Here is a 26,414-nt window from a genome sequence, read left to right on the forward strand (position 1 = left end):
TCCGTCGGGTGGCGCGGGGCAGCGTCGTCCGGGCGAGGAACCCGCCCGGGGGAACCATGCGGTGCCGTGACCGCAGAGGTCCGCCGACGCCGAGCCACCCGGCTTCCCGGACGACTGCGCGGCCGCGCGGGAGCGCACGCTGCAGTTCATCGAGGAGACGGCACCGGATGTGCTGCTCCTGTCGGCAGGGCAGGGGTACTTCGGCAACGTCGTCAGCGGCAGCGTGGACGACGCCGCCATCGACCAGTGGCGGCGCGGTGTCGAATCCACCGTCGAGGCGGTCCCGCCGCACGTCGGTTCGGTGCTGCGCACCGACCAGACCCACCTGACGGCGGCAACCGCGGACGTGGTCGCGGCCGCCGTCCGGGAGATGATCCCGCTCAGGGTCATGTCCTGACCGCACCGGACCGGTGGGCCTTGCTGCCGTCCGCCCGCCGCTCGGCCCGCCGGCAACGAGCGGGCCGGCCCGCGGGCTACGCGAGAGGCGGGTTCACGGGCGCGCTCTCGCGGCGGGCCGTCGGCGGCCGCCACCCGGCGGTGTCCCGGCGGGGCGAGCTCCGGCCCGTGCTCGACGAGGAGGCCGCGGGTCGCCGCCAGGTCGGCCGGGTCGACGGTGATCGAGCGACACGCCGTGGTCCAGGGCCGGCGCGAGGTCGGGTCGGGCGCCGTAGACCTCGGCGTGCGCCGTCGCCAGGGCAAAGACGCATGGCGCGCCGGCAGGGGAGCCGAGGTAGGGCTGCGAGGTCGCGCCCGCCATCGCGTACCAGGGCAGGGCCATCGCGCGCACCAGCCGGCGCACCCGATCGTCGAGGAAGGTGACCATGCCGGGGGATGCCGCAGTTGCGGCCTTCCGGCCTCACCGACGTCGGCGCCAAGCCGGACCGTCGCGCCGACCGACCGTGACTGGGCGCCTCCGGATCCAGGTCGTTGCACGGCGGCCGAGTCACCGCGCCGTTCCCGCAGCCGCCGTGCGCTGCGGGCCGAGGAGCAGGGTGCTGTGCCGCCCGGCGGCCGCGCGTAGCCGGGCGCTTGTGCCGCCGCGACCGGACACCTGCCAGACCTGCAGGCCGAGGGCCCGGGCGGCCTCTGCGGCGTCGGCGAAGATTCCGTCGCCGCTGGCGATCACCAGGGCGCCGAAGCGGGTGGCCAGCCAGCCGATGTCGAGAGTACTGAGGAGCGCCTTGTCGGCGCCCGAGGAGCCCATCCCCACGCAGAACCGCACTCCCGCGGCGGCGTAGACGAACGCCGCCCGAGAAGCGAGCACCACATCGGTGGCGGCCAGCGAGCTGTCGCCGGGGCGGATACCGATCTGCTGCAGGTAGCAACGCAGGACGTAGTGCAGATCGCCGGTCGTGGGGGAGCTGCACCCAGAGAGGTTCTCGACGTCGATCAGGTGCAGTGCCCGGGGGCGCTCCGGGACTGCGGACAGTGACGAGTCCTGGGCGCACGGGGTGGGGTGGAAGGACATGAGCACCTCCGGAGTGGATGACGTGGTGCCCTGCCGTGCCGGTCCCAAAGCCGCGACCGGGGCACGGACCCCGTCGAGAACTTCCTGCCGGTAGGCCGCGGCTGGTCCCGGGATCGGCACGGACCGACGAGGAGGGAACTGCCCTCCCCGGCGGGAAGGACGTGATCGCCATGGCCTGGAGGTCTGACCGCGGACGGTGGCGGATGGAGCGCCGCACCTCCGACGGCGCAGTCAAGGGCAGGATTGCCGGTGAGCTGGTGGGTAGTGGCAGGCCCACCGCCCATGATCCGGGAGTGACGAGCAACCAGGTCGCCGCGGACGCCTACCTGGCGACCAACACGATGGGCCGGCTTCTCCGGTCGACCCGCTCAAGGCGGCGCAGGCTTGCGAAGGCGCTGCTGGCTGCCGCCGACGCGGTCGTGGCGGCCAGGCTGGCCCTCTCGGAGCTCACCGCGCTGCCCGGCCGTGACCAGCTGGCTGAGGCCGCCGCGGAAGCCGGCAAGGATCGACTGCTCGGCCCCCGGCGGCGCAACGACCTCCGGCTGCCGCGGCTCCTGCACTGGGCGATCGTCGCGGTCACGTTCGTCGTCGACGTCAGCTTCTTCTACACGCTGTACGCCGACCTCTGGGGGTTGCCTCGGTCGGAGGTGTTCTCGATGGGCCGGCTCGGTGCTGTGGCGACCGCGCTGATCACCCCCCTGGCGGTCATCGGGGCGGCCGAGGCCGGCGGGCGGTGGCTGGCCCACCGCCGCTACCGGCCGGCGGCGGGGGACGGCGAGGTGCCCGGCCTGGGCACGGCGGGCCCGGTCTGCGTCGTGGTCGTGCCGTTGCTGTCGGTGCTGTTCTACGCGGTGGCCTGGTACCGCTTCGACTCCGAGAGCTCCGGTTTCGGCGGGGCGGAGGCACCGGTGGAGCTGCTCGCCGTCATCTTCGCGCTGCTCCCGCTGCTGGCCCTGCTGACGGCGACCACGTCCACCGACCCCTGGCTGGCGAGGCAGGAGCGCATCCTGAAGGAGCACCGGCGTGCTCGGCGCGCCGAGGCGCGGGCGCTGGTGGACGTCCGCGTGGCCCGCACCCGGCACTGGGAAGCGTGGCTGGCGATGCTGCACGCGGTGGTCCGGGTGGTCGACCGGGGCAACCTGGCGATCCAGCACTGGGAGCACCTGGTGCTGTCGGCCTACGCCGAGACCGGTCGTGCCGGCGACGCCGCTCCGCTGCGGGAGGACGTGGTGTCCGGCGCGGCCGCGGTGAATCAGGCCGAGATAACCGACCCGGGCGAGCAGGCCGCTCGCACCGGTCGGCTGCCGCTGCCGCTGCTGACCCAGCTGCGGGCGACCCTGTTCGCCTGCCCGCCGTGGGTGGTCCGCGAGCTGGCCGCCGATCTCCAGCTGCTGGCGGCCGCGCAGCCGGACGCGATCCGGGAGGAGGACCGGGCGGTCTCCGAGCTGGTGGCCCTGCTCGCCTCCGCCATGGCGGGGGAGGCTGACGAGGGGCCCGGAGCCGAGGACCCGGGGCCGAAGCTCACCGTGGCATGACGGTGGACGACGGCGGCCGGCCGGGAGCCGGCCGCCCGTTCGGGCCAGCGTGGCTCGCTGTCGCAGCGGCCGCGGGACGGCGAGCATGGCGTGGTGGGCGCTGGCCGAGACGGCCGACGGAGGTGGCGCGACCGGTGGCCGGTCCCGCCGGAGAGGAGCGCCAGTGCCGGACCCGTCCTGGGAGGCGTGGCTGGACGGTGGCGACAGCGGGCCCTCCGATCGGGGCGCCCGGCTGCTGACCGCGGTCTGGCCCCTTGACCAGCTGGCAGATGAGCTCCCCGCGGCCGTGCCCGCCGGCCGACCGGTCGGCGTCCCCCCGAGGGAGGTCCTCCGGGCGGCCGGCCGGGAGCTGGAGGCGCTGGTTCGCACCCACCCTCGCCAGGACGGCGGGGACCCGGCACGGCTGCTGCTGGCCCGGCAGGCCGTGCTCGCCCGGCCGGCGCGGGACCGCGCGGACGGGCGCCCGCATCCGGAGGACGAGGTGTCCCGGCACGCGGACCTGCTGCTCGCCACGGCCGGGCAGCTGGCGACCGACCATCCGGATGACCCTTTCCTCACGGGCCTCGACCGGCACCGTGCAGCCGTGGCCGCACGGGCGGCCCTGCGGGCCGAGGAGGCCCTGGACGCCGCGCTGGACGCCGTCCGCCGGCTCACCGTGGCCGCCGAGCAGCCGATCCCCTCCGCGGTGTCGGTAGCGCTGGCCGGGGTCCCGGGGGCCGGGCCGCTCGATGCGCTGCCTGCCGCCGCGTTGGCCTTCGCGCTGCAGGCGGTCGCGGCCAACGCACGCGCCGTGGGCCGGTACGAGGACTACCAGCTGGCCGTGCAGCGGCACGGCGCGGTGTGTGCCGTCCTCGAGGACGGTGGGCGGCCTGACCTGGCGGCTCGCGCGATCGCTGCCCGTGCGGTGTTCGGCCGGGTCCTCGGCGACCGATCGGCCTCCCGCGCCGCCGAGAACCGGCTCGAGCGCCTGTGGGTCACCGGCCGTCGTCCCGACGTCCGCCGGCTCTGGCTGGAGGAGCGGGCCCAGAACGCCACCTACCTGGGGGACCGCAGCGGCAGCCGGGCGTTGCGGCGGGAGCGGATCCGGGCCGTCGCAGAGCATCTGGGGATGCCCCTCGCCGAGGTGGGCCCGTCGGCGGCCGCCGACGTCGTCGCCGCCTGCGCGGCCACCGGCGCGCACGCCGCCTGCACCTCGGTGGGCAACGCCGCCTACGACATCGCCCGCTCGCTGTACGAGCAGGACCGCACCACCGACCCGGCCGTGCTGGCGGAGGCGCGCTCCTGGTGCGAGGTCGCCGAGCAGGCGTTCGTGCAGGGGCTCAACGGGCGTGCCGCGCTCGTGGTCATGCGCGCCCGGCTCGACGCCGTCGATCCCGCGGCGGCGCGGGCTCCCGACGAGGTCGTGTCCGACCTGCTGGCCACGGTGCCACGGCTGGCCCAGATCACCTCGCGGGTGGGTGCGCTGATCGAGGTCGCCCAACTGGCCGGGCCCGGCGACGAGCGGGTGCCGGCTGCCCTCCTGCCGGTGGCCGAACGGGCGATCCCCCGCGACCGCGGGCAGCTGCTGGCCGTGCTGGCCGAGTGGCAGCTGCGCCGGGCGGAGGCCCCGGAGGAGGTGGCTCGGGCCGCGGAGTGGGGCGCCGCCGCCGCCGAGGCGCTGAGCTGGGACTCGGTCTGCCTCGCGCCGTCCTTCGCCGCCCGGGCGCTGCTGGTGGTGGCTCGTGCGGAGCAGCGGCTGGCGGCACCGCCTGAGCAGGAGCTGCGCTCGCTCCTGCGGGCGGTCTCCTGCCTGGCCGTCCAGCTGACCTCGGCGGGCTCGCCCCGTGACCGCGCCCTGCTCGGCCGACTGTTCGTCCCCGCCCTGCGCCGGGCGTCGGCCCTCGCCATCGGCCTGGCGGACCACCGCGCGGCGGACATCCTGTTCGAGGTCGCGCGGCGGGACCGGGTCGGTGCGCTTCTGCTGGAGCTGGCCACGACGCCGGAGCTCTCGGATCGGCTCCGGCAGGCGGCCGAGGACGTGCTGGCCGCGCAAGCCGCCACTCCGCCGGCGCCCGGCGGCTGACGATCACCGCTCGAGCCGGCGGACGTCCTGGCCCGTCGCCGCGGCCAGTGTCTCGGCGAGGACGACGGCTAGCCGCCCGGGCCGCTGCCCGGCGACGTCGACCTCCGTTCCGTAGGGGAACAGGGTCCGCCAGTGGTCCGGTGCGCGCAGCCCCTCGGGCAGCACGGTGACGACCGAGGCCACGCCGGCTTCCCCGAGCACGGCGTCGACGTCCCGCGCCGGCTCGCTGCCCAGCAGCCCGTCGCTGAGGAAGAGCAGCGTCGTCCGACAGGCGGTCGGCGGAAGATCCTCGATGACATCGAGCACCCCGTCGATCCGGGTGCCGTCGCCCAGGGCCGAGGGCAGGGGTGCCGGACGTGCGCGACCGAAGTCCGCCACCTCCGTGACCGGCAGCGTGAGCCGCGCGTCGCCGGCGAAGGCGAGCGCGCCGAGCTCGTCGTCCGCGCGCAGGTTCTGCGGCGCCCAGTCCAGGATCCGGTCCAGCGCTGCGGCCCGGGTGGCGGTGTAGCGGCTCATCGACCCGGAGACGTCCGAGGCGATCAGCAGCCGGATGCAACCCGGGCTGCGCGGCCCGACCAACTGGAGCTCGTCGACGTCCTCGGCCTCGGGCGTGCCGGCCAGCACGACGCAGCCGGCCAGGAGCGCCAGCAGGGCCAGCAGCAGGGCCACGGCCAGGGCCGGGCCGCGGGAGTGCGGCGTCAGGGGGCCGCCCGCGGTGAGCCGGCCGCCCGGGTTGAGGTCGCGGCTGAGTACGACGGAGGGGCTCATCGACCGCACCCCGCGACGCCGGTAACGGTGATGTCGACGCGGCGGTTGCGGGCCGCGGCCGATTCCACCAGCTCTCCGGCCGCGTCACGGTCGTCCACCAGGGGACGCTCGGCGCCGACGCCGACGTGCGCGAGGTGCTCGGGCGGGACCCCGAGGGACACGAGCAGGTCGACGACCGCCCGGGCCCGCAACCGGGACGTCGTGGCCCGGCCCTCCGGCGACCCGGCCGTGCTGGTGTGCCCCACCACCTCGGCGCGCGTCCCGGGGGACCGCAGGGCGGTGGCGATCGGGGTCAGCGACTCGGCCGCACCCGGCCGCAGGTGGGCGGAGTCCCCGTCGAACAGCAGGGCCGAGCCGATCGACCAGGTGCACCCGCCGGGCACGGTGACGCCGTCGACGGCCGGGACGGCCACTGGCGCGTCGGCCGCACCGCCCGGCGGCACCGCCTCCGAGGCGTCCACCGGCACGTCGGCCGGAGGTGCTGCGCACCCCTGGCCGCCGCCCCGCAGGCAGATCTCCGACCACAGCGCGCGCAGCCACTCGCGCACCGGCTGGGCCACCGGTTCGCCGGCGGTCTGGCCGATCCCGTGGAGCTCGACCACCTGGCCCCCGAACCCCGGCAGCTGGCCGGCCGAGCGGAGCGCGTCGACCAGGGCCTCGACGGGGGTCTCGGCGACGGCGACCAGGTCCAGGTCCAGCGGGCCGGCGTTGGCCAGGCCGTCGGTGAGCACGGCCACGTGCGCCTCCGGGTCGTCCGCCACCGAGTCGGCCATCCGCTGGACGGCGGTGAGGACGTCGGAGCCGGCGCTCGTCGGCTCGGCCTCGGCGATCGCCTCCGCGACGCACCCGGCCGCCAGGTCGACGATGCGGTCGAACCGGTCGGTGTCCGGGTCGAGGCCGGGGTCGTTGAGGGCGGCGTCCTGCAGCACCCACCGGGGTGCGGCATCGGGCCCGTCGACGGCGAGGACCGACACGCGCCCCGCGTCCGCGGATGCCAGGCGGATGGCCTCGGCCACCGCCTCGGGGAGCCGGAACCGTGGCGCCGAGCCGGTCCGGTCGACGACGAGGCCGACGGCCGGTCCGTCGCCGGGCTCGAGCCCGAACAGCTCCGGGCAGCCGTCCTGCGGCCGCTCGCAGGCGACCAGCGCGATCGCGCACATCACCGCGGCGACGACGGTGGCGAGCCGTCGCGCCAGGGTCCGTTCCCGTGCTCGCGTCACGGGCGCTCCTCTCGGTCCGCCGGCCCCTGCGGCCGGCACACCGAGATCTGCCGATCCCGAACCCTGGGCTCAGCCGGAGGTGCCACCCCGCTCTACCGGAACGGCCGCGTTGGCCGCCAGCACCGTCTCGGCGGTCTCCCGGATGCGAGCGGAGACACCGGGTGTGGTGGCCAGCTGGGCCAGCAGACTGCCGACCCGGTCACGCCGGGCGGCCTCCATGACCAGGTCGGCGAGCGCGGCCTCGTGGTCCCGGGCGACGCGCGCGGCGAGGGCGGTCTTCCAGTTCGCCCAGGCCAGCAGGGCGACGTCGTCCGGGGCGGCCCGGCGCAGCCGGTCGAGCCCCTGCCGGAGGACGCGGGAACGGGTCTGCACCTCGTCGTCGGGGGAGGGCCGGCCGGCGTGCTGGGCGAAGGTGTGTCGCCCGACCAGGCCCAGCATGCGCCGGGCCGGGTCGGCCCCGTCGGGATCGGGCCGGTCGTCGAGGAGGTCCAGCAGCTCCGCACCGGCGGCCCGGGCGGTCACCTTGTCGGGGAACCCGACCGGCCGGCCGCCGGGCCGCGTGCCGTGCACGTGCGGACCGTTGATCCGGTCGGTCGCCCAGATCAGCTCGGACAGCGCGTCGACGCGGCCGATCCCCGCCGCCGCGCTGCCGGCCAGCCAGATCGCCCAGGGTGACGGCGGGACCTGGGGTTGCGGCATGGGCTCCTCCGGAGGGGCGGGTCAGGCGCCACCGCGGTCGAGCGGGACGGCCGCGTTCGAGGCGAGGACGCTCTCGGCTGCCTCGCGGATACCGGCGGAGACCCCCGGTGTGGTGGCCAGCTGCGTGAGTAGGCTGCCGACCCGATCCCGCCGGACGGTCTCCATGACGAGGTCGGCCGCCGCGTGGTCCTCGGCGAGGATCGCCAGCTCTGCGGTGCGGCGCACCGCTGGGGCGAAGGTGGTGCTCAGGCGGGCACGATCGGCCGGGGACGTGGCGCCGACCAGGCACACGGCGAGCAGGTGGACCGCGGAGAGCAGGTACCCGAACTCGACCGGTACGTCCCCCCTGTCGGCGGCTGCGCGGGCGGCGATCAGCCAGCAGCGCGCTGCCAGGTCGGGGGCGATGGGGGTCGAGGGGTCGCCGAGGATGGTGGCGGCCTCCCTCGCGCGTGCCTCGGCCGGCGCCCAGTCGGCGGCAGTCTGTGCCGCAGCCGCAGCCGCAGCCGCAGCCGCAGCCGCGGCCTCGTGCCACATGGCCAGTGCGGCGAGCGCCCGTCCGCGGTGCCTCGGGATGAGCGACGGGAGGCGGTGCTCGATCGCGTTGCGCACCCGCTCGTCGCCGGGGCTGCACTGCTGCGCGGCTTCCAGCAGGGCGACCACCTGGGACAGCGGCTGGATCGCCTGTTCGCTGACGTCCAGGAGGGTCGTGACGATCCCGTGCCGGTGTGCATCGGCGTCGGGCTCGATGCTGGAGAGGCGGGCGCGCATCATCCGGAGCGAGTTCAGCCCGTTCACCCCGAAGCCCGCCCACGCGGTCTCCGCGACGGTCATCCAGCCGGCGCACGAACGGCGCGCGCCCTCGTCGCCGGTCGCGGCAGCCCGGTCGTACAGCTCGGCGGCGAGGTCGTACGCGACGTTCCCGATGGCTTCCGCCAGCGCCACGGCGCCCAGGCGCTGCGCGCGAACGGCCAGCTCGAGGCTGTAGTCGGGATCGACGGGGCCTGCGGGCGGATGCCGCAACTGCCCGCCGAAGAGGACGATGCGACGCAGCCGCAGCTCCTGGGCCCCGATCCGGTTGCCCAGCGTGGCCTCGTTCGAGGCGGCCAGGGTGAGCCACGAGCGGGTGACATCCGGATCACCGGAGGTCGTCGCCCACTGGGCGAAGCGTCGTTCGACGGAGCGGAACACGGCGCGGTCCCCCTGGGTCCGCGCGCGGAAGGCGCGAGCCGCGAGCGCATGTGCTGCGGCGTCCGGACGCCTGGCGGTCAGTGCCTCGCCGGCGGCCGCCCGCTCGTCCATCGACCACAGGTGGAGCTCGTAGTCCCCCGTCATGGCGCTGGCCAGTGTGAGGTCGGTCAGCGCTCGGCAGCGACCGACCGCGCAGAGCACGTCGGTGTCCTCGAGCCAGGGAACGTTGCGCAACGCGGTCCACAGCGCGGACCCACGCCCGGCTGCGACGGCGAACCCGGCGGCGGCCTCCCGGCCGAGGACGACGGCGACGGCGTGCTCGTGGGCGTAGCGCGCGGCGTGCGCTGCCTTGGCCCCGGCCCAGGCGAGCAGGGCGGTGTCATCCGGCACGGCGTGGCGCAGGGCGTCGAGTCCCTGCTGGAAGGCGCGGGAGCGGGCCTGCACCTCGTCCTCGGGCGACGGCCGACCGGGGCGTTGAGCGTAGCTGTGCAGGCCGACGAGGGCGATCATCTGCCGGGCGGGGTCGGCGCCGTCCGGGTCGGTACGGGAAGCGAGCAGTTCGAGCAGCTCGGTGCCGGCAGCCCGGGTGGTCGCCTTGTCGGGGGAGCCGGTCGGCCGGTTGCCCGGCCGGCTGCCGTGGACCTGCTGTCGATTGATCCGCTCGGTGGCCCAGATCAGCTCGCACAGCGCATCGGCGCGGTCGACCCCCGCCACGGCGCTCCCGGCCAGCCACGCCGCCCAGGGGCGCGGAGGCTCCGGGGGCGCGGTCACAGGTGGCTGTAGGCCACGATGCCGGCCCACTGGCGCTTGTGGCGGAGCCGATCGGCGTCCTCGTGGAGCCAACCGAGCCGCGCTGTGTGCAGCGCGTCCTGCGGGTCGAGCCCGCCGGTGTACAGCGGCCAGAAGCGCTGCATGATCTCGCTGGTCGACTGGTCGGGGATCTCGAGGAGGCTGCCGATCACGGTGGTCGCCCCGCGGAGGATCGCCGCCAGTGGGAAGCCGGCCAGCTCGCCGCCCCGCCGTTGCCGGACGCTCGAGAAGCACGAGGTCAGCACGCACAGCCGTGGCATGTCGCAGGCGAGGAACTGCGCGGCGGTCATGACCGTGCCGTCGGGCATGCGCTTTGTCTGCCCCCAGCCGTCCTCGTCGTCGCTGCCGTGCACGGCCATGGCCAGGACGCCCGGCAGCGGTGCGCGGCCCAGTTCGGCACGCAGCTGCGGGAAGCTCTCGACCGGTTCGACGGCGTCGTCCAGGCTGCGGCGCAGCACCGAGATCTCCGCGCCGGCGTGCTCCAGGGAGGGGTCGAGCACGCTGACGCCCCGGCGCTGCCACTCCCCGGACGAGGTGCGGGCGAGGACGGCGGCGGCGGCGAGCGATCCGCACACGGCCGTCGCGGCGCGGTGCACCAGCAGCACGTCCTGGGCGTCGCTGAGCGGAAGACCGTCGAAGGGCATGTTGAGGGCGCCCGTCGGGACCAGCAGGAGGCGCACCGGCGGCCCCTCCTCCCGGTCGAGGAGGAGCCGGCAGAGCTCCTCGGGCAGCAGCAGGGTGGCCAGCTGCCGCAAGGAGTGCCACACCTGCAGGCTCGCGGCATCCAGCAGCTCGGGGGTGGCGCGAGGGAGGCTGGCCGAGCTCGTGTGCTCGGCCACCTGCTGCTCGTCCGGTTCGCCGGTGACCCAGCTGAGCCGCCGGTACACGGTCAGCCCGGGGTGGTCCGACCCGTCGTCGAGCAGCCCGGTGTGGTCCACGAGCAGCTGCAGGACGGCGGTCGGCCGGCCGCGCCCGAGGTGCGGCCGGAGCAGGTCGGCCGCGGTGACGGACAGGTGCCCGCGCGGATCGGCCAGCGCGGCGAGGGGACCCAGGACGGCCTCGGCGTCGGCGATGGCCTGCTCCCGCCGTTCCAGGACGGCGCCGGCCGCCCGCACCGCCCACCGGTCGTCAGCGTCCTCCCCCGCCGAGGGGCCGTACGGGCCGGTGTTCGGCGCGTCGGGCATGGCGCTCCTCGTGGTGTCAGGCCGGGGGCTGCCGGCGGATGGTGATGTCCAGACGGTTCTCGGGCAGGGTGCCGGGCAGCAATGCCTGGCCGACCAGCATCGGGGCGAGCCCGGTCCGGTCGAGGACGAGCGCCACCGACGTGGTCCCCCCGGGCCACGTGAGGTCCGCGAGCAGCTCGGGTGGCTCGGGCGCCTGCACGCCGGCGATCCGGACGGTGAGGCGCAGCCCGTCGTCCTGCGGCTCGACGGTGGTCTGGACCGTCGGCACCTGCTCGGCCGGGGCAGGTGCTCGTCCGAGCAGTGCCGCGACCAGGGAGGGATCCTCGACGTCCCGTTCCTGCGTCGCTCCTGGCGTGGCACGGGCACCCGGTCGTCCGGCCGCGGCCAGGTCTAGCGCGAAGGACCACGCGGACAGGGTGCCGGCCAGCACGGCGTCGTCGGAGAGCTCCGCGGCGAACCCTTCCGCGGTGCTCTCCTCCTGCTCCAGTGCGGCGAGCGCCTCGGCGAGAGTCGGCCGCGCGGGATCGGCCGCATCGCTCGGCGGCCGCCGGGCGGCTTCCAGCCGCTCGTCGAGAAGGGCCCGAGCGGGCCGGTCGGCGAGCTCTTCCTCCGGGGTCGCGGCGCCCGGTGGCGCGACGTGGTGGCCGCTGACCAGGTCGACCTCGCACTGCGCGGGGTCGCCGAGCGGGAGCAGCGGTCCGGCCCCGACGAAGGCGTCCCCGTGCAGCGTGAGCGGCACGAAGGCCACCGGGAACGAGAGGCCGGGCATGTAGGCGCGCGCGTGCAGGCCGCCGGCCGCCGTCACCCGACGTCCGGCCTCCCGGCCGCGCGCGGCGGGCACCGACACCCAGAGGCGGTCGGCCGTGGCAGCCCACTCGAAGGTGGTGCCGGTGGGCAGGACGGCGGCCAGGAGGGCCGGGTCGCCGCGCCCGACCCCGCGATGTGCATCCTCCGGCGGCGCGGGGGCGGGACCAGGGTCGTCGGCAGGCATGGGGTCTCCGAGGGAGGGGTCCTCTCCGGGATCGGCAGGCCGGAGATGCGTGGCCTCGATGAGCAGGGAGCGGAAGGGGGTCAGCCGAGGATCGGCGTCGCGCCGGTCCAGCCGGTCGAGCAGGTCGTCGACCAGCCGTGCAGCGGCGGGGGTCAGGTCGGCAGCGGCGTCGGGGTCGTCGTGCACGCCGTCGAGCCCGTGGAGGAGCACGGCGGTCTCTGCGGCCAGCGCCCGGTGGTCCAGGTGGGTGGCGACCGCGGTGAGCCACCGCAGGAGGCCGTGACGGGCGAGGATGGCGGCCAGCGGACCGGGGGCGTACGGCCGGACGGCACGGTCGCCGGCCGGGGTGTGCCAGGCCGCCTGGGCGACGGCGTGGCCGTAGACCGACGAGAGCCAGCCGGCGGCCCGCAGCGGGTCGTGCAGCACGGCGACCGGTGGCGCGGCCAGGCGGCGGAGGTCGAAGGCCAGCGATCCCCCCGCCAGCACGACGTCCCCGGCCGGCTGCGGATCAACGGCCTCGCCGGCGGCCGTGATCGTGACCCCGCCGTCGGCGCTCACGGTCACCACGAGCTCCTGCGCGTCGTCCACCGGTTCCCCCGTCTTCGCTGTTGCGTCGGCGTCCGAGTGCTCCGCCATCCACGGGTCGCACTCCCCGCCGTCGGTCCCTACCGATCCCAAAAGCCGTACGGTCCCGCCGGCACGATCATGCTCGCCGGTTCGCCCGCAGCCAGAGCACCGCGTCCCGGGCCGTGGGTGCGCCCTCCTCGCCGAGCGCCGTGCGCAGCCGGGCCCAGGCGTCGCGGAGCTCGCGCCGCATCCCGCCGTCGTCCGCGAAAGGGTCCTCCAGCAGCTCCAGCAGCTGCGGCTCGAGCAGGCCGGCCTGGCCCGCGCGGGCGAGGAACTGCGTGATCCGCGCGCTGCGCCAGGCCTGGGTGTCGCGGCCGGACCGTTCGGCCCCGCGCCGCTCGGCGTAGTCGCGGGTCGCCTGCTCCCAGGAGCGCCAGAGCAGGTCGGCGAACTCCGCCCGGCTCGTGATCGGGCGACCTTCCCGTTCCGCCCGGGCCAGCCCCGGCCACAGGCGGCGGGCCACCCACTCCTCGGGCAGCTCGAGCAGCGCGGTCAGCGCATCCTGGGCCGCCGCCAGGGTGTCCGCGGCGTCGGGGCCGGTGGCACCCGACGCGGCATCGGCCGCTGGTGCCGCGTCGATCGCCGCGGCCTGTGACTTGCGAACCGCCCACTTCACCGAGGGCATGGCCAGCGCTGCGGCCTCCAGCTGGCCGGCGACGCCGGGTGTGCGCGGGGACGCCGGGTCCAGGTCCATGGCCGCGGCGATGAAGACGGCGGCGCACAGCAACATCTGCGACGAGGGAGCCGCCAAACCGAGAGGAGAGGTGGCCCGGTCGACCTCGGCATCGACGAACGCCGGCCACTCGTCGGGCACATCGGGGTTCTTCTCGTCCCACTTGCCGAGGCGGGCGGCGATGGAGCGGTCCAGCGGGGGTGGGAGGCGCCGGTTGCGGACGAACGTGCCGACGACCGGCACGGGGGGTGGCGAGGTGCTGGCCAGCCCGACGTCCCCGGCGCGGGCCATGAGGTAGCGCGCCAGCGTCCCGTCGCCGGCCGCGATGGCGCCGGCGAAGACGGCGTCGGCCTCGGCCTCGGTCGCGTCGGCGGCGCCGGCCAGGGTGGTGCCCGGGGCGAGGCGGCGGCGGGCGAGCTCGACCAGCCGCCGGATCCGCTCCCGCTCCTGGGCGCTGGGGCCCGGGCCGGGCCAGTCCCGCTGGGCCCAGCGATGCTCGATCCGGCGGGTCAACCCGGCGCGGACGTCGGAGTCGGCGAGGTAGTCGCGCAGCGGTGGCCGCCGGCGGTCGGCGCGGAGCGTCACGCGGACGACCTCGGCGACCGTACCGGCGTCGGGCTCTCGCACCTCCTGGGCCAGCCGCCACGCCTCGCGGAGGATCGCCTCGTCCCGGTTGGCGAGCCGCCGACGCTTGCGCTCGGTGTCCAGGGCGGCCTTCCACCGCGCGGTCCGGGTGAGTGTCTCGGCGTGTGCGAGCAGGATCTGGCGGACGGCCTCCGCCGTGCGGGAGCCGACCGGCTCGTGGCTGGACTTCTGCTTGAACAACGCCTGGTTGCTGCCCTCACGGCGGACGTCCCGGAAGATCATGCGGAACAAGGTGCTCCAGGTCCGCTTGGTCGGAGTGGGCCAGCCCAGCGGACCGACGGCCGGGCCGAGCTCGCCCCAGGCCTCGGCGACGACCTGGCTCAGCGGCATCTCGTCCGGCACGCGCATGCCTCCCCGTGGCCTGCATCCTCTGACGCACGAATCTAGGGCACGGCGGGCGCGCAGGACCATGGCTGCGAGCAGCACGCTGCCGAGCGGGGCGGCCGCGCGCCGTCCGCGGCACCGTCCCACCGGGAAGGACCACCACGGTGGGATGGGTACGGGTTGCCGTGGGAGCGAAGCGGTACGTCAAGACGACCAGCGCGGGCAACACGTTCCTGGTCAGCTTCACCGGGGACGACACCCTGCGCGAGTGGGTGGCCGGCTCGGACGGGGCCAGGGCCTGGAACGGGACGTGGACCGGGCCGCTGTCCGCGGGCGCGGGGCGGTTCCGCACCCAGATCGGCCCCTGGCGCACCGAGTACTCGTGGCGGAACGGGAGCTGGGCCGGCGTCGAGTTCGACGAGCACGGCCACGAGAGCTGCACCGTCACCCTCGTCCCGCAGGAGGTGCACGACGGCGAGGCCGCCTGCACCCGGCTCCGGGACCGCGCCCGGGAGGTCGCCGGCGAGCTGCGCGCACGCGGAGTCCCCGGCGACAGCTGCGAGAGCCAGCGGGCCGGCGGCGACCTGCCTCCCGCGACCACGCCGGTCGGGGGCTGGGTGGTGACCGAGCTGGACCTGGGCGACACCTACCGGGGGGACCCGGCGACGCGAGGCAGCACCTACCAGAGGCGGCGGATGCAGGTGTGGCTCCGCTTCGACGGCGAGCTGAGATCCGTCACCCTGCGGGACGAGACGGTGCGCGACCGGATGCCCGACAGCCCGCCGGGCTTCGCGCCGACGCAGGCCGAGGTCGAGGAGCTGACCGCTCGGGTGGCGCAGCGGTGGGACCGCCGGCGCACGTGGCGGAGCCGCGACGGCCGGGACGGGGGGCAGGTGGTGCGCGAGGAGTGGTTCGACTTCCACGAGGAGTTCGAGACGCCGCCCTGCGCCACGCTCACCGTGGCCATCGAGGCCCTGCTGAGGCGTGCCGGGTGATCCGCGCCACCGGGCGCGACGGCACGGGCGCCGACCCCGAACCGGGCAGTTCACGACGTGCAGGACTCCCGGGTCGGGACCGATCGAGGGAAGGGAGGGATACCGATGGCTGACTCCACCGAGTGCGCGTACTGCGGGCAGAAGAAGTCGGAGCGGGTGAGGAAGTGCCCGCACTGCGGCAACGGCTGACCGACGCGCCGGCGCGTCGCGGACGCGGACACCCGCTGACCGACCTGGCTCCGCCAAGCCGGTCAGCGGGTCTCCCGGACCGTGGCCGTGAACGGCTGATGGCCCAGGCCTCGTCGGAGAGGTCGTATCGGACGCCGCCGAGTGATCGGGCCAGGGTTCAGGACCCAGAACCGTCCTCGACCACGGTGGACCCAGGCGCCACGGGGGCCTGGGTCCACTGCCCGGGGTGGGCCCACACCAGTTCTCGCGGAGGAACTCGTCATGGACATCGGACATCCGCATCGGCCGCGGGCGTCAGGAACAGCGTCCCCACTGGCAGTTGTGCCGGGACGTGGGGAGCCGGTTCACCTCGGCCTCCTTGCACCACGCGCACTTGGTCCTGCCCGCCTGGGTGCATGCACAGGCCATGACTGCCTCCTCTGGAGCGTTGGTCGGGGAACAGCGCCCGGCGGGTCGGACGGGCCGTGGTGGCGGGGTCCCTCGTGCGCATCCACCAGGCCCGCCCGCCACCACCGGCCGTCCCGCCGGGCCGTGCCAGTGTCGGTCCGGGCAGCGCGTCGCCGAAGGGGTGCGGCCGAGAAGCTGCGTACCCCAATCAGGGGACGCGTCCGCAGCTCGCGGAACCTTGCCGGTCGATCGACGCCGTGCGAGGTTCGTCGCCACTGCGCGGGACACGGGGGTCGTCGTTCCGGAGTTGGCTCACGGGGAGCGGCGTCTTGATGGTCGAGTCAGTGCGGGGTGCGGCCGGGGCAGGCATCCCTCCCGGTTCCGTGCCGCCCCACCACCGGATCCCGTGGCCCCGACGGCACGGTCTGCTCGTGCCCGCAGGCCCCGCGACGCGATCGGGGGAGGCCGGATGACGGGCCGCGCCGTCGGTATCGACCTGGGCACGACCTACTCCGCCGTGGCGATCGTCGGCCCGAGCGGTCAGCCGGAGGTCCTGGTCAACCGGGATGGGGAGCGGATCACGCCGTCGGTCGTCTTCTTCGACCCCGACGTCACGCTGGTCGGCTCGATGGCCAAGCGCTCGGCGGCGACCGCCCCGCTGGACGTCGTGCAGTTCGTCAAGCGGCAGATGGGCAACCCGGACTGGCGGTTCGAGGCCTCGGACGGGCAGTCCTACAGCCCGGAGGAAGTGTCGGCACTGATCCTCAAGCGACTGAAGGAGGACGCCGAGCTCTTCCTGGGAGAGGGCCAGGTGACCGACGCCGTCATCACCGTTCCCGCGTTCTTCGACGACGCCCGCCGCCGGGCCACCAAGGACGCAGGCAGGATCGCCGGGCTGAACGTCCTGCGGGTGCTCAACGAGCCGACCGCTGCGGCGCTGGCTTTCGGCCTCGATCTGGGCGGCAGCGGCACGGTCATGGTCTACGACCTCGGTGGCGGGACCTTCGACGTCACGGTCATGACCATCGGCGAGGGCGTGTTCGACGTGCTCGGCACCGACGGGCTGCACGAGCTGGGCGGCTTCGAGTGGGACAACCGGCTCATGCTCTGGCTCAACGAGCAGTACCAGAAGGAGGGCGGCGCCGACCTCACCGAGTCGTTCGAGTCCGAGGCGGAACTCCGTGAGAAGGCGGAGCTGGCCAAGCGCACCCTCAGCTCGGCTCCCTCGACGCGGGTCATCCTCAGCCACGCGGGGGTCACCAAGACGATCATGGTGACGCGCGAGACGTTCGAGGACATCACGAGCGATCTGCTCAACCAGTCCCGCGACCTCACGATCTCCCTGGTGGAGGAGCTCGGGCTCGACCTCCGTGCGCTGGACGTCCTCCTCGTCGGAGGGTCCACGCGCATGCCGATGGTGGCCCGGATGCTGGAGGAGATCACCGGCAAGCCGCCGCTGCGGGCCGGCAACCCCGACGAGATCGTCGCTCTCGGCGCCGCCCTCCAGGCAAGTCTCGAACAAGGCCCGGCGGGCGGGACCGGGAGCGGCACCACGCCGGTCGTCCTCGACGTCACGTCGCAGGCGCTGGGGACCATCGCCCTCGACGAGGGGCGCGTGCCGCGCAACACCATCATCATCCCGCGCAACACCAAGATCCCGGCGCAGCGCAGCGAGGTGTTCGGCACCGTCGTCGACGGCCAGACCGAGATCCGGGTCGAGGTGACGCAGGGCGACGACGAGGATCCGGACTACGTCCGCTTCGTCACCGAGCAGGGCGGGCAGCTGTTCGCCATCCCGCCGTACCCGGCCGGCGCGCCCATCCAGATCACCTTTCACTACGACATCGACCAGACGATCCAGGTCGAGGTCACGGACCTGACCGCGCACCACTCCCTGGGCACGTTCGAGGTCGACAACGTCGCCAATCTGACCGACGAAGACATTGCTGCCGCCCGCCAGAAGAACGCCAAGCTAGAGGTGAACTGATCACATGACCGTGACCGAGGAGTTCGTCAACTTCTACGAGATCCTCCCCGGCGTCGTCGAGACGTCGGACCAGGAGGTCATCCGGAAGGCCATCCGGGAACAGCGGCAGATCTGGAACAAGCGGGCGGCGCAGGCAAACCCCGCGAAGCGGGAGCACGCCCAGAAGCGCATCCGCGAGCTCGGTGAGGCCGAGCGGGTGCTGCTCGACCCGGCCAAGAAGCGTGAGTTCGACCAGCGGGCCCGGCAGTACCGGCCGCAGGAGAACCAGGCTCCGTCCCACGCCGGCGAGAGCGGCCGGGACTGGCTCGGGCTGGCGCGCGAGTACTTCGAGCGGGGCAACGCGCCCTCGGCCTACTACGCCGCCCGCGAGGCGATCGCCGTCAACGGGGCGAACCACGAAGCGTGGTCCATCCGCGCCAACTCGTCCTTCCTCATGGGCAACTTCCAGGACGCCGGCTTCGAGTTCCGGGAGACGATCTCCCTCAAGCCGGACAGCCCCGAGTACCACTTCGACTACGCCGAGGCCTTCGCCGCCGCCGGCGCACTCAGGGAGGCGCTGGGCGAGTACGAGACGGCGCTGCGGCTGGCTCCGGGGAATCCCCTGTACCGGACGGCGATCGCGAACGTCTACCTGAAGCAGGGCGAGTCCGAGAAGGCCCTGAGCCTCATGGAGGACGTCGTCAAGGAGTTCCCGGACGTGCCGGGGTTCCAGTACTACCTGGCGCTCGCGATCGAGGCGGTGCAGCTCAACAAGTGGTCGAGGTTGCACAGCGGCAGGTATGTGATCACGTCGCCGGCGCAGATCGACGTCACGCGTGAGATGTCCGGCCGGGCACTCAAGCTGAAGTTCGACGACGAGCCGCTGCGTCGATCGCTGAAGGAGAACCTCGAGCTCGCCGACAAGGCGGCCGAGGTCCGCTGGTTCCACAGCAACGTCGGCCCGTGGCTGATCGCGCTGCTGATCGCCTTCGGGATCACCTCGGCCAACCCCGCCGGAATCCTGCTGATCATCGCCGTCATCGGCCTGTACACGGTGACCCACCGCATGCCGGTGTGGAAGCACAACTCCAAGGCCATGGGCATCGCCCGGCGAGGGATCTAGGTCGGTGCGGCCTGCGGATCCCGAGCCGGTCAGCCCTCAGCTGGTCACGTTGACCGAGGAGGTGCGCCAGCTGCGCGACCTCTTCCACCGGCGGCTGCTCGAGGACAAGGCGAAGAACCAGCTCTACGAGGAGTTGCGCGGTCAGCTCGCCCTCGCCCGTGGCGGGCTCGCCGAGCAGGTTCTGCTGCCGCTGGTCCGTGAGTTGCTGCTCGTGGTGGACAGGGTGACCGGGCTGAACGAGGACGACGACGTCGTGCTCGACAGCATCGTCGAGGAGCTGCTCGAGCTGCTGGAACGCCGCGACGTCCGGCGGGTGCCGGTGCTCGGCGTGTTCGACCCGACGGTCCACGAGGCCGTCCGCACGGAGCCGCGCGATGACCTGCCCGCCGGCACGATCGTCGAGGTGCTGCGACCCGGTTACCTGCTGGGCGATCGGCTCGTCCGGGCGGAGCGAGTGGTGGTGGCCGCCGCGGCGGTCACCGACCCGGCCGGGCTGCCCGTGCCCGAGGGCGCGGACCGGCCGTGACCGACGTCTACCGCGGAGGCGCAGGTCAGGAACGTGCCGGCCGCCGACACGCCGCCCCACCGGCGTTGCCTCCGTCTGCGGCCGCGGGGGGTGGGCAGGACCGCGCGGGCGGTGGTTCGCCGAGCGTGGACGACGCGGCAGCATCGGTCATCCGGCTCGCGAACGCTGCGGCCGGCGTCAACGACGCATACCGGAGAACGGCGCTACGGGATGCCGACGTAGCGCGCTGGGAGGCCGCCGCGGTGCGCGAGGAGCGCGAGCGGCAGCTGCACGAGGCGGCGCAGGAGCGGTGCACCGGTGTCATCCGGCAACTGGACGCCGTCGTGGCCGGGCTGGCGCCGGGCGTGCTCAGTTGCGGCTGGGACGACCTCGCCGCGGTGGGGCGTCCGGCGGGCATCCTCGACGCTGCCGCCTTCGTGCGCTGCGGCACGTTGCGCGCGCCAGCGGCCGGCCCCGGGGCCGTACCGGCCATTCCGCTCCTGCTGCCGTTGCTCGACCACGGCAACGTGCTGATCACCGCGCCGGGCGACCACGCCGGCGTGGACGGCCTCGTGCAGGAGATCACGCTGCGGGCACTTCTCGGCACGGGAGCCGGCCAGCTCAGCCTGACGACCTACGACCCCCACCTGCGGGCCACCACGGCCCCCTTCACCGCGCTGCGGCAGGTGGACGACGAACTGGTGCCGCCGACGCTGGCGTCCCCCGAGGAGCTGCGCACCCTCCTCGAGGAGCTGTCGCGTGACGTGCGGCGGGTGTCCGAGATGTACGAGGGCGTGCCGACGACCCTGGGGGCCTTCCGCCGCGCTGCCCGCCAGCCGATCGAGCGGTACCGGCTCGTGGTGCTGCTCGACTACCCGTCGGGGTTCGACCACCGGTCCGACGGTCTGCTCCGCACCCTGCTCCGTACCGGCCCGGCCTGCGGCATCAGCTTCGTCCTCCACCACGACACCACCGCCCGGGCCGAGGAGGTGGAACCGGAGCAGCTGTACCCGCTGGCGTCCGTGGTTCGCCTCGGGCAGCCGAGCACCGTGGACGGATACGACGGGTTCTCCGCCGAGGTCGGCCTCGCGCCGAGTCTCGCGATCATCGAACCGGCGATCGCCACGCTGCAGGCCCGGGCCAAGGACGCGGCCGCGCCGAGGATCAGCTTCGGCGAGCTGCACCCCGACCCGGCTGCGTACTGGCGGGAGTCGAGCGCCGAACGCGTCACCGCCGTCATCGGCCGGGCGGGTCACCAGCCGGTGGAGGTCACGCTGGGTGACGAGCGGGAGCAGCGCCACAACGTCCTGGTCAGCGGAGCGGTCGGGCAGGGGAAGTCCAACCTGCTGATGGTGCTCGTGCACAGCTGGGCGGTCCGCTACGCGCCGGCGGAGTTGTGCCTGTACCTCCTGGACTTCAAGGACGGCGTCACCCTGTACCCCCTCGCCCCGCAGGCCGGACAGGAGGGCTGGCTGCCGCACGCCGGCGTGCTGGGCCTGGAGAGCGACCGGGCCTTCGGCGCGGCAGTGCTCCGCCACCTGGTCGGCGAGTTCGAGCGCCGTGCGTCGGTCATCCGACCGCACGGCGACAACATCACCCGCTACCGGCAGGCCCAGCCGGCCGCGCACATGCCCCGCATCATCGTCGTCATCGACGAGTTTCACGTCCTGTTCGAAGAGGACGACGAGTTGACCCGCAGTGCCCTGCTCGATCTCGAGCGGCTGGCCAAGAAGGGCCGCGCCTACGGCATCCACCTCGTCCTGGCGTCGCAGACGCTGTCCGGGATCACCGCCATGCTCTCCAAGCAGGACGGCATCTTCGCCCAGTTCCCGACCCGGCTGGCACTGAAGAACTCCGCGGCTGAATCGCGCGCCGTCCTCGACCAGCAGAACACCGAGGCGGCGAAGCTCCGCTACCGCGGCGAGGTCGTCGTCAACACCGACTTCGGCCAGGTGGACGGCAACCGGCGGGCCGTCGTGGCGCTGGCCGAACCCACGGAGCTGGCGGAATTGCGGACCCGCCTCTGGCGGCAGGCCGGCGATCTCCCTCCGCCGCGGGTGTTCCACGGCGCCGCCGCTGCCGACCTCCTGGCCGTGACCACCAGCACGTCCGCCGATCAAGCGTCGCACCCCAGCGCGTTGCTGGGCCTTCCGGTATCGGTCGCCCCCGACCCGCTGCGGGTGCCGTTCCCACCGGACAGCGGGCGGCACCTGAGCATCGTCGGCGCCGGGGACACCGCGGCAGGGGGTGGGTACTCGGCCGGGGCGGCGATGCTGCAGACGGCGGCCGTCTCGCTGGGCATGGCGCACCCGCCCGGCGAGGCGCGGTTCGTCGTGCTCGACCTGCTGCCGCCGGCGAGCAGGGACCGAGCCATCGTCACCTGGCTGAGCGGTGCCCTGGCGGCGTCGGGCCACACCGCGGAGGTGCAGTCGGCCGACAGCCTGGTGGGCACCCTGCGCGCGATGGCCGAGACCTTGCCCGGACGGCGGGCGGGAGCTCCGGCGACCCCGACGTACCTGGTGGCCTTCGGCATGGACCGCGCACCGAACCTGCGGACCTTCGACCTGGCCACGGGGGGCGCACCGATCGAGGCGCTGCACAGCCTCTGGCGAGAGGGTCCTCAGCTCGGTGTGCACCTGCTCGGCTGGTGGGCCAACGTCCGCGCCTACACCGATCAGCTCGGCCTGGAGGCCGGCGGCATGGTGGACACGCTGGCGGTGCTGCGGGTGAGCCCACAGGACGTCCTCGACCTGTTCGGGCCGTTCGTCTCCTGGACCGGCCCGAGCAACCGGGCACTGGTGCGCGACGTCGCGCAGGCCGGTCAGCCGACCGTCGTCGTCCCGTTCGCCCCCGTGACCGACGAGGACATCGCCCGGCTCGGCCGACGGGGCGCCCACGCATGACCGTGACCCACGGCGACTACCAGCGAGCGTTGCAGGCCCTCCGGGACCTGCCGGCACGCACCGCCGGCGACCTGGAGAGCGCACGCGAGGCGCACGCGCACGCGGAGGCGCTGGCCCGGCGAGCCGTGGACACCGCCGAGGCGCGCGCGGCCGAGAACATGGCGGCCGTCGAAGCCCAGCTGGCCGCCGCCCGGGCCGCGCTGGAGCAGCTGGGCAGGTCGGCCGCGGTGCCGCCGAGGATCCGGCCCAGCGGCGGGCCGAAGGCGGCGACGTCCGCCGATGTCTCCCGCGCCCTGGGAGCCCTCGCCGCCGGGGTGGAAGCGGTGCGACAGGCGGTGCGCGCGGAACTGGCCGGCACGGAGGCGCCCGACGTCGCGCCCGACCGGGAGACCGTCCGCAGGGAACCCGGCGGCCCCCGAGCCGAGCAGCCTGCGCCGCCTCCTCGCCTCTCACCGCTCCGTCTGGCGGCGGCGGTCGCCGCCGTCGTTCTCGTCGTCCTGGTCATCGTCCTCGTCAGCCGGTAAAGGAGCCCAACCGTCATGTCGCAGCTCGGACAGCTCAAGCAGCAGATCAACTCCATCGGCAACGACGCCAAGACGACCGCGCAGGGCCTGGGCGGTTTCAAGAGCAAGTTCTCGCAGTCGGTCAGCCAGGTGTCGGCCACCATCGGCGGGAGCAGCCAGCGCGTCGACCAGCAGATGATCCAGACCCTCCAGGCGGCCGAGAAGCAGGTCGACGCCGCCATCGCCGCGCTGCAGCAGGCCGCCCAGTCGGCGAACTCGTACGCGTCCTCCCTGTAGCGGCGACCTGCCTCGACGCAGCGGTCGTGTCCGAACTCCAGGTCCTCTGCGATGCGCTGACCGCGCTCAACCGCGACATCGCATCCATGGCGCAGGAACTGCACGGCAAGGCGCTGGCGTACAACCGCGCCGCCACCAACGCCGCGGCGGTGGCTCGAGCCGCCGAGGGGCCGGGAGCGGTCGCGCTGTTGCGCACCACCGAGGCGCTCGCGGCCGCGGCGCGACACTGCGCCCAGGCCGCCGCGTCGCTGGCCGCTGCCGGCCGCGAGGGGCAGGCGTACGTCCAGCGGACGGTCGGTGCGACGGCGGGGGGCGCGGCAGGTCCGGGCGGGCCGGACACCGGGGGAGCAGGCGGCGGGGAGACCGGCTCGGCCGCGCGCGGGGTCATGTCCGTCGACGAGATCCGGGCCTGGCTGCCCCAGATCAATCCCGGCTTCACCGGGGACCCGTTCGACCCGCGCTCGAGCAACTGCGGGAGCTGCGCCGCGGCCGTGTTCGCCAAGCTCTCGGGTGGCGCAACGAAAGCCGCGGCGCTGGACACGCTCTCGACCCAGGAGATGGAATCGGTGACCGGGCGCAAGCAGATCGGGCTCTCGCCGGCGGAGATCGAACAGCGGCTGATCCAGGCCGGTCCGGGGGCCCACGCGGTCGTGGGAGTGGATCGGCAATTCGGGCCGGGGCACTGGTTCAACGCCTACTATGACGGCCACCAGGTCCTGGCGATCGATGGGCAGTCCAACACCGTGGGGAAGTGGCCACCGGACTACGGCTCCGCGAGCTGCCCGGTCGTCTACTGGGATGCGGGAGTGTGAGTCGGGCATGAATCCGGACGATGACGTGGCCCCCGGTCCTACGGGTGTCGCGGCGCGCTACCTCGGGCTGTCGGCAGAGGATGCCGCTGCCCACAGCCGCCGGTTGGAGGATGTCGACGGCTACTACTTCTGGCAGCCGGTGCGGGGTGGGGGGGCGTTGATCGTGTCAGCGGACGGTTCCCTGCTGTTCGCCAACTCCAGCGTCCCGTTCGATCGGCACAAGGAGGCGTTCCTCGCCGGCCGGCGCACGGATCCCAGCGCATTCGACCGGTAGGCGGTTGACGGGGTGCTGCCACCCATTTCGTCCGACGTTCGTGTCGTCTCCCCTCAGCAACGCCCTGGGTGGCGACGGGTGCCACGGACATGCGCCGATGTGGCCGCCGTGACGGCCAATGTGCGCTCTTGCGCCCAGTTTGCGCTGATTTATCGCACGCGCAGTCCTTGTCGGGCAGGTCCGGCCGGGTTTTAGTAGCGGAAGCCGTACCGCAACGCCTTCCCGGGCGGGCGTCCGCCGGCAACCCGGATCCACCGTCCGGGACCTCGTCCAGACGCTCGGGAGGGGCCCATGCCGTCCGCATCGGACGAACGGACCGCGCACGGGGGCAGTCGGCACGGACCCTGGCCGGTGCGACCGCTGGGCGCACCGCTGGTCCCGCAGCCGCGGTCCGGTGCCGAGGACGTGCTGCGGGTCACGGTGGTGGGCCCGGACGCCGAGCAGCGCCGGCGCCTGGCCGGCCTGCTGGCCCAGGTGGCCGGCATCGAGGTCGTCGGATGGGTCGACAGCGCCCGAGCGCTTGCGGCCCTGGATGGGCGGAACCTGGGCGCAGTCGTCTCGGTGCCGCAGCTCACGACGCCGGGAGACCGACTGCGGCAACCCGATCTGTCCCCGCGCCAGCGGGACGTGCTGGTCGCCTACACCGTCGGCAACGACCTGCTCGACGTGGCGGCCCGGCGGTTGCGGATGAAGCCGGAGAGCTTCAAGACACACCTGCGGCGCGTGCGGGCCAAGTACCGCCAGGTGGGGCGCCCAGCGCCGACACGACGCGACCTCTACGTGCGCGCAGTGGAGGATGGCCTGCTTCCGCCGCCTTCGTGATGGCGCAGCGGCCCACGGCAGGTCGGGACGCTCACCGAGGGCTGGGGATCACCGCGCACGTAGCGGCGTCTCGAGGGGCACGGCGATCACCCGGTGCAGGGCGGGTGTGAACAGCAGCCGCCCGCGCGCCCAACGCGGCCGTGGTGGCTACCGCCACGCGGCGGGGCGTGCCGAGTGCGGCCTGGGTGCAGGACAGGAGTGAGGACGGCGAGGAAACCGCGGCGGCGGGCGCCAGCGCGACGGTGTACGCCTCGGCGTTCCTGGGCGACCATCACGTCGCCCGTGGCTCGGCACCCGGTGCGGTCGTCCCGCCGCCGTCCCACGACCCCACCGAGGGGGTTCCGGGTCCGCCTGGTGCCCGGATCCTGAGGGTCAATCCCACCCCCGAGAAGGGCGAGGACGTGTTCCTCGGCGTCGCGCAGGGGCTACCGCATCTCAGGTTCGACGCGCTGGAGGGCTGGCGCTCCCCGACTTGGGCCGACCGGCCGCCGGTCAACGTCCGCTGCGTGCCGCACAGGAGGACCCCGGGTGGCTGTACCGGTCCGTCAAGGCTGCTTAGCATGGCCGGCGGGCTTCGTGTTCCGTGGCGGGGTTGCCGGAGGCCTCCGGGGTGCCGGAGAACCGCCCTACATCCCCGCGGCGCGTGGCCAGGGCGGCGGGCTACGCGCCGGGCGGGTTCGGGGAGAGCTCCGGACGGCGGGCCGTCGGCGGCCGCCACCCGGTGGTGTCCCGGCGGAACGGCTCGGCGAGCTCCGGCTCGGCCGGCTCGACGAGGACGCCGCGGGTCGCCGCCAGGTCGGCCGGGTCGACGGTGATCGAGCGGAACACGCCGTGGTCCAGGGCCGGCGCGAGGTCCGGCCGGGCGGCGTACACCTCCGCTTCCGCCGTCCGCACGACGAAGACGCACGGGGTGCTGGCGGGGGAGCCCAGGTAGGGCTGGGAGGTCGCGCCCGCCATCGTGTGCCAGGGCAGGCCCATCGCACGCACCAGCCGGTGCACCCGGTCGTCGAGGATGGTGACCATGCCGGGGATCCCGCAGTTGCGGGCGTACCGCCAGATGCCGTGGCACAGGGCGACGCTCACCTCGGCGCCCGCGGCGCCGGCGCGGTACCGGGGGTCCACGGCGAGGCTCGCCACGTCCCACACGGCCCCGGGCGCGAGCCCGACCGTGCCCAGGCTGTCGGCCACGGGCAGCCGCCAGGGGTCACCCGCCACGTCGACCAGGGTCTTCACCGGCGTGTCGCCGGCGGTGATCAGCCGCGCGGTGCCGAGGGCGGCGCCGCTCTCCTCGTCGATCACCGCGACGAACCGCGACCGCGCCTCGTAGTCGCCGTACTCCTGCTCCAAGAGCTCGGGCGTGTTGCCGAAGGCCTGCAGAAAGACGTCGGCCTCGACCTGGCGTGCGGCGTCCCGTTCGGCGGGGGAGTGTGCCACCAGCAGACGG

The 26,414-nt window shown here is 74.4% G+C and carries 22 protein-coding genes; 13 read left to right on the forward strand and 9 right to left on the reverse strand.

Annotated elements, in window-relative coordinates; genetic code table 11:
• The first annotated feature begins 169 nt into the window (after positions 1-169).
• Positions 170-397 (forward strand): hypothetical protein, encoded by a 228-nt coding sequence (locus tag ACI8AP_RS05385; RefSeq protein WP_456588309.1) that lies wholly within the window; start codon positions 170-172, stop codon positions 395-397.
• A 546-nt stretch (positions 398-943) separates the two neighbouring features.
• Here the strand turns inward: ACI8AP_RS05385 and ACI8AP_RS05390 are convergent.
• Complete coding sequence (locus tag ACI8AP_RS05390) at positions 944-1,468, reverse strand: hypothetical protein (RefSeq protein ID WP_456588310.1); 525 nt, start codon at positions 1,466-1,468, stop codon at positions 944-946.
• A gap of 293 nt (positions 1,469-1,761) precedes the next feature.
• Here ACI8AP_RS05390 and ACI8AP_RS05395 point away from each other — a divergent pair, with 293 nt between their 5' ends.
• The gene (locus tag ACI8AP_RS05395; RefSeq protein ID WP_456588311.1) at positions 1,762-3,003 is read left to right on the forward strand and encodes a hypothetical protein; all 1,242 of its coding nucleotides are present in this window, start codon (positions 1,762-1,764) and stop codon (positions 3,001-3,003) included.
• Between the two features lie 163 nt (positions 3,004-3,166).
• Entirely contained in the window at positions 3,167-5,065 is a 1,899-nt protein-coding gene (locus ACI8AP_RS05400; protein WP_456588312.1) for a hypothetical protein, read from the forward strand.
• A 3-nt stretch (positions 5,066-5,068) separates the two neighbouring features.
• On the opposite strand, the gene ACI8AP_RS05405 is transcribed toward ACI8AP_RS05400, so the two are convergent.
• From ACI8AP_RS05405 to ACI8AP_RS05435, 7 genes are all read right to left on the reverse strand, one after another.
• Positions 5,069-5,833 (reverse strand): hypothetical protein, encoded by a 765-nt coding sequence (locus ACI8AP_RS05405; RefSeq protein WP_456588313.1) that lies wholly within the window; start codon positions 5,831-5,833, stop codon positions 5,069-5,071.
• A complete protein-coding gene (locus ACI8AP_RS05410; RefSeq protein WP_456588314.1) occupies positions 5,830-7,053 on the reverse strand; it encodes an OmpA family protein in 1,224 nt (407 codons plus the stop codon). Before ACI8AP_RS05410 ends, ACI8AP_RS05405 begins: the two co-directional genes overlap by 4 nt.
• Before the next feature lie 69 nt (positions 7,054-7,122).
• Positions 7,123-7,752, reverse strand: coding sequence for a hypothetical protein (locus ACI8AP_RS05415; RefSeq protein WP_456588315.1), 630 nt, complete (start codon positions 7,750-7,752; stop codon positions 7,123-7,125).
• Positions 7,753-7,773: 21 nt separating this feature from the next.
• Complete coding sequence (locus ACI8AP_RS05420) at positions 7,774-9,711, reverse strand: hypothetical protein (protein ID WP_456588316.1); 1,938 nt, start codon at positions 9,709-9,711, stop codon at positions 7,774-7,776.
• The gene (locus ACI8AP_RS05425; protein ID WP_456588317.1) at positions 9,708-10,934 is read right to left on the reverse strand and encodes a CHAT domain-containing protein; all 1,227 of its coding nucleotides are present in this window, start codon (positions 10,932-10,934) and stop codon (positions 9,708-9,710) included. Before ACI8AP_RS05425 ends, ACI8AP_RS05420 begins: the two co-directional genes overlap by 4 nt.
• 16 nt (positions 10,935-10,950) lie before the next feature.
• A complete protein-coding gene (locus ACI8AP_RS05430; RefSeq protein WP_456588318.1) occupies positions 10,951-12,561 on the reverse strand; it encodes a hypothetical protein in 1,611 nt (536 codons plus the stop codon).
• 67 nt (positions 12,562-12,628) lie between these two features.
• Entirely contained in the window at positions 12,629-14,218 is a 1,590-nt protein-coding gene (locus ACI8AP_RS05435) for a hypothetical protein (RefSeq protein ID WP_456588319.1), read from the reverse strand.
• A gap of 161 nt (positions 14,219-14,379) precedes the next feature.
• On the opposite strand from ACI8AP_RS05435, the gene ACI8AP_RS05440 reads away from it, so the two are divergent.
• The 10 genes from ACI8AP_RS05440 to ACI8AP_RS05485 all read left to right on the forward strand — a co-directional run bounded on the left by ACI8AP_RS05440 (position 14,380) and on the right by ACI8AP_RS05485 (position 24,970).
• The gene (locus ACI8AP_RS05440; protein ID WP_456588320.1) at positions 14,380-15,189 is read left to right on the forward strand and encodes a hypothetical protein; all 810 of its coding nucleotides are present in this window, start codon (positions 14,380-14,382) and stop codon (positions 15,187-15,189) included.
• Between the two features lie 1,045 nt (positions 15,190-16,234).
• Positions 16,235-17,752, forward strand: coding sequence for an Hsp70 family protein (locus ACI8AP_RS05445; protein ID WP_456588321.1), 1,518 nt, complete (start codon positions 16,235-16,237; stop codon positions 17,750-17,752).
• Between the two features lie 4 nt (positions 17,753-17,756).
• The gene (locus tag ACI8AP_RS05450; RefSeq protein ID WP_456588322.1) at positions 17,757-18,854 is read left to right on the forward strand and encodes a tetratricopeptide repeat protein; all 1,098 of its coding nucleotides are present in this window, start codon (positions 17,757-17,759) and stop codon (positions 18,852-18,854) included.
• A 4-nt stretch (positions 18,855-18,858) separates the two neighbouring features.
• The gene (locus tag ACI8AP_RS05455; protein ID WP_456588323.1) at positions 18,859-19,380 is read left to right on the forward strand and encodes a nucleotide exchange factor GrpE; all 522 of its coding nucleotides are present in this window, start codon (positions 18,859-18,861) and stop codon (positions 19,378-19,380) included.
• Between the two features lie 125 nt (positions 19,381-19,505).
• Positions 19,506-22,262 carry an FtsK/SpoIIIE domain-containing protein gene (locus tag ACI8AP_RS05460; RefSeq protein WP_456588324.1) on the forward strand — a complete coding sequence of 919 codons (2,757 nt, stop codon included), beginning with the start codon at positions 19,506-19,508 and terminating at the stop codon, positions 22,260-22,262.
• On the forward strand, positions 22,259-22,786 hold the full coding sequence (locus ACI8AP_RS05465) for a hypothetical protein (RefSeq protein WP_456588325.1): 528 nt from the start codon (positions 22,259-22,261) through the stop codon (positions 22,784-22,786). The genes ACI8AP_RS05460 and ACI8AP_RS05465 overlap by 4 nt, the downstream gene beginning before the upstream one ends.
• Positions 22,787-22,801: 15 nt before the next feature.
• The gene (locus ACI8AP_RS05470; RefSeq protein ID WP_456588326.1) at positions 22,802-23,062 is read left to right on the forward strand and encodes a hypothetical protein; all 261 of its coding nucleotides are present in this window, start codon (positions 22,802-22,804) and stop codon (positions 23,060-23,062) included.
• A 26-nt stretch (positions 23,063-23,088) separates the two neighbouring features.
• Positions 23,089-23,874: a toxin glutamine deamidase domain-containing protein gene (locus ACI8AP_RS05475; protein WP_456588327.1), complete on the forward strand. Its 786-nt coding sequence runs from the start codon at positions 23,089-23,091 to the stop codon at positions 23,872-23,874.
• A 7-nt stretch (positions 23,875-23,881) separates the two neighbouring features.
• Positions 23,882-24,148, forward strand: a complete 267-nt coding sequence (locus tag ACI8AP_RS05480; RefSeq protein WP_456588328.1) for a hypothetical protein — start codon at positions 23,882-23,884, stop codon at positions 24,146-24,148.
• Positions 24,149-24,553: 405 nt separating this feature from the next.
• Entirely contained in the window at positions 24,554-24,970 is a 417-nt protein-coding gene (locus tag ACI8AP_RS05485) for a hypothetical protein (RefSeq protein ID WP_456588329.1), read from the forward strand.
• 660 nt (positions 24,971-25,630) lie between these two features.
• Here the strand turns inward: ACI8AP_RS05485 and ACI8AP_RS05490 are convergent.
• Entirely contained in the window at positions 25,631-26,404 is a 774-nt protein-coding gene (locus tag ACI8AP_RS05490; protein ID WP_456588330.1) for a hypothetical protein, read from the reverse strand.
• Positions 26,405-26,414: the final 10 nt, after the last annotated feature.

The sequence above is a fragment of the Blastococcus sp. SYSU DS1021 genome (assembly GCF_054050995.1).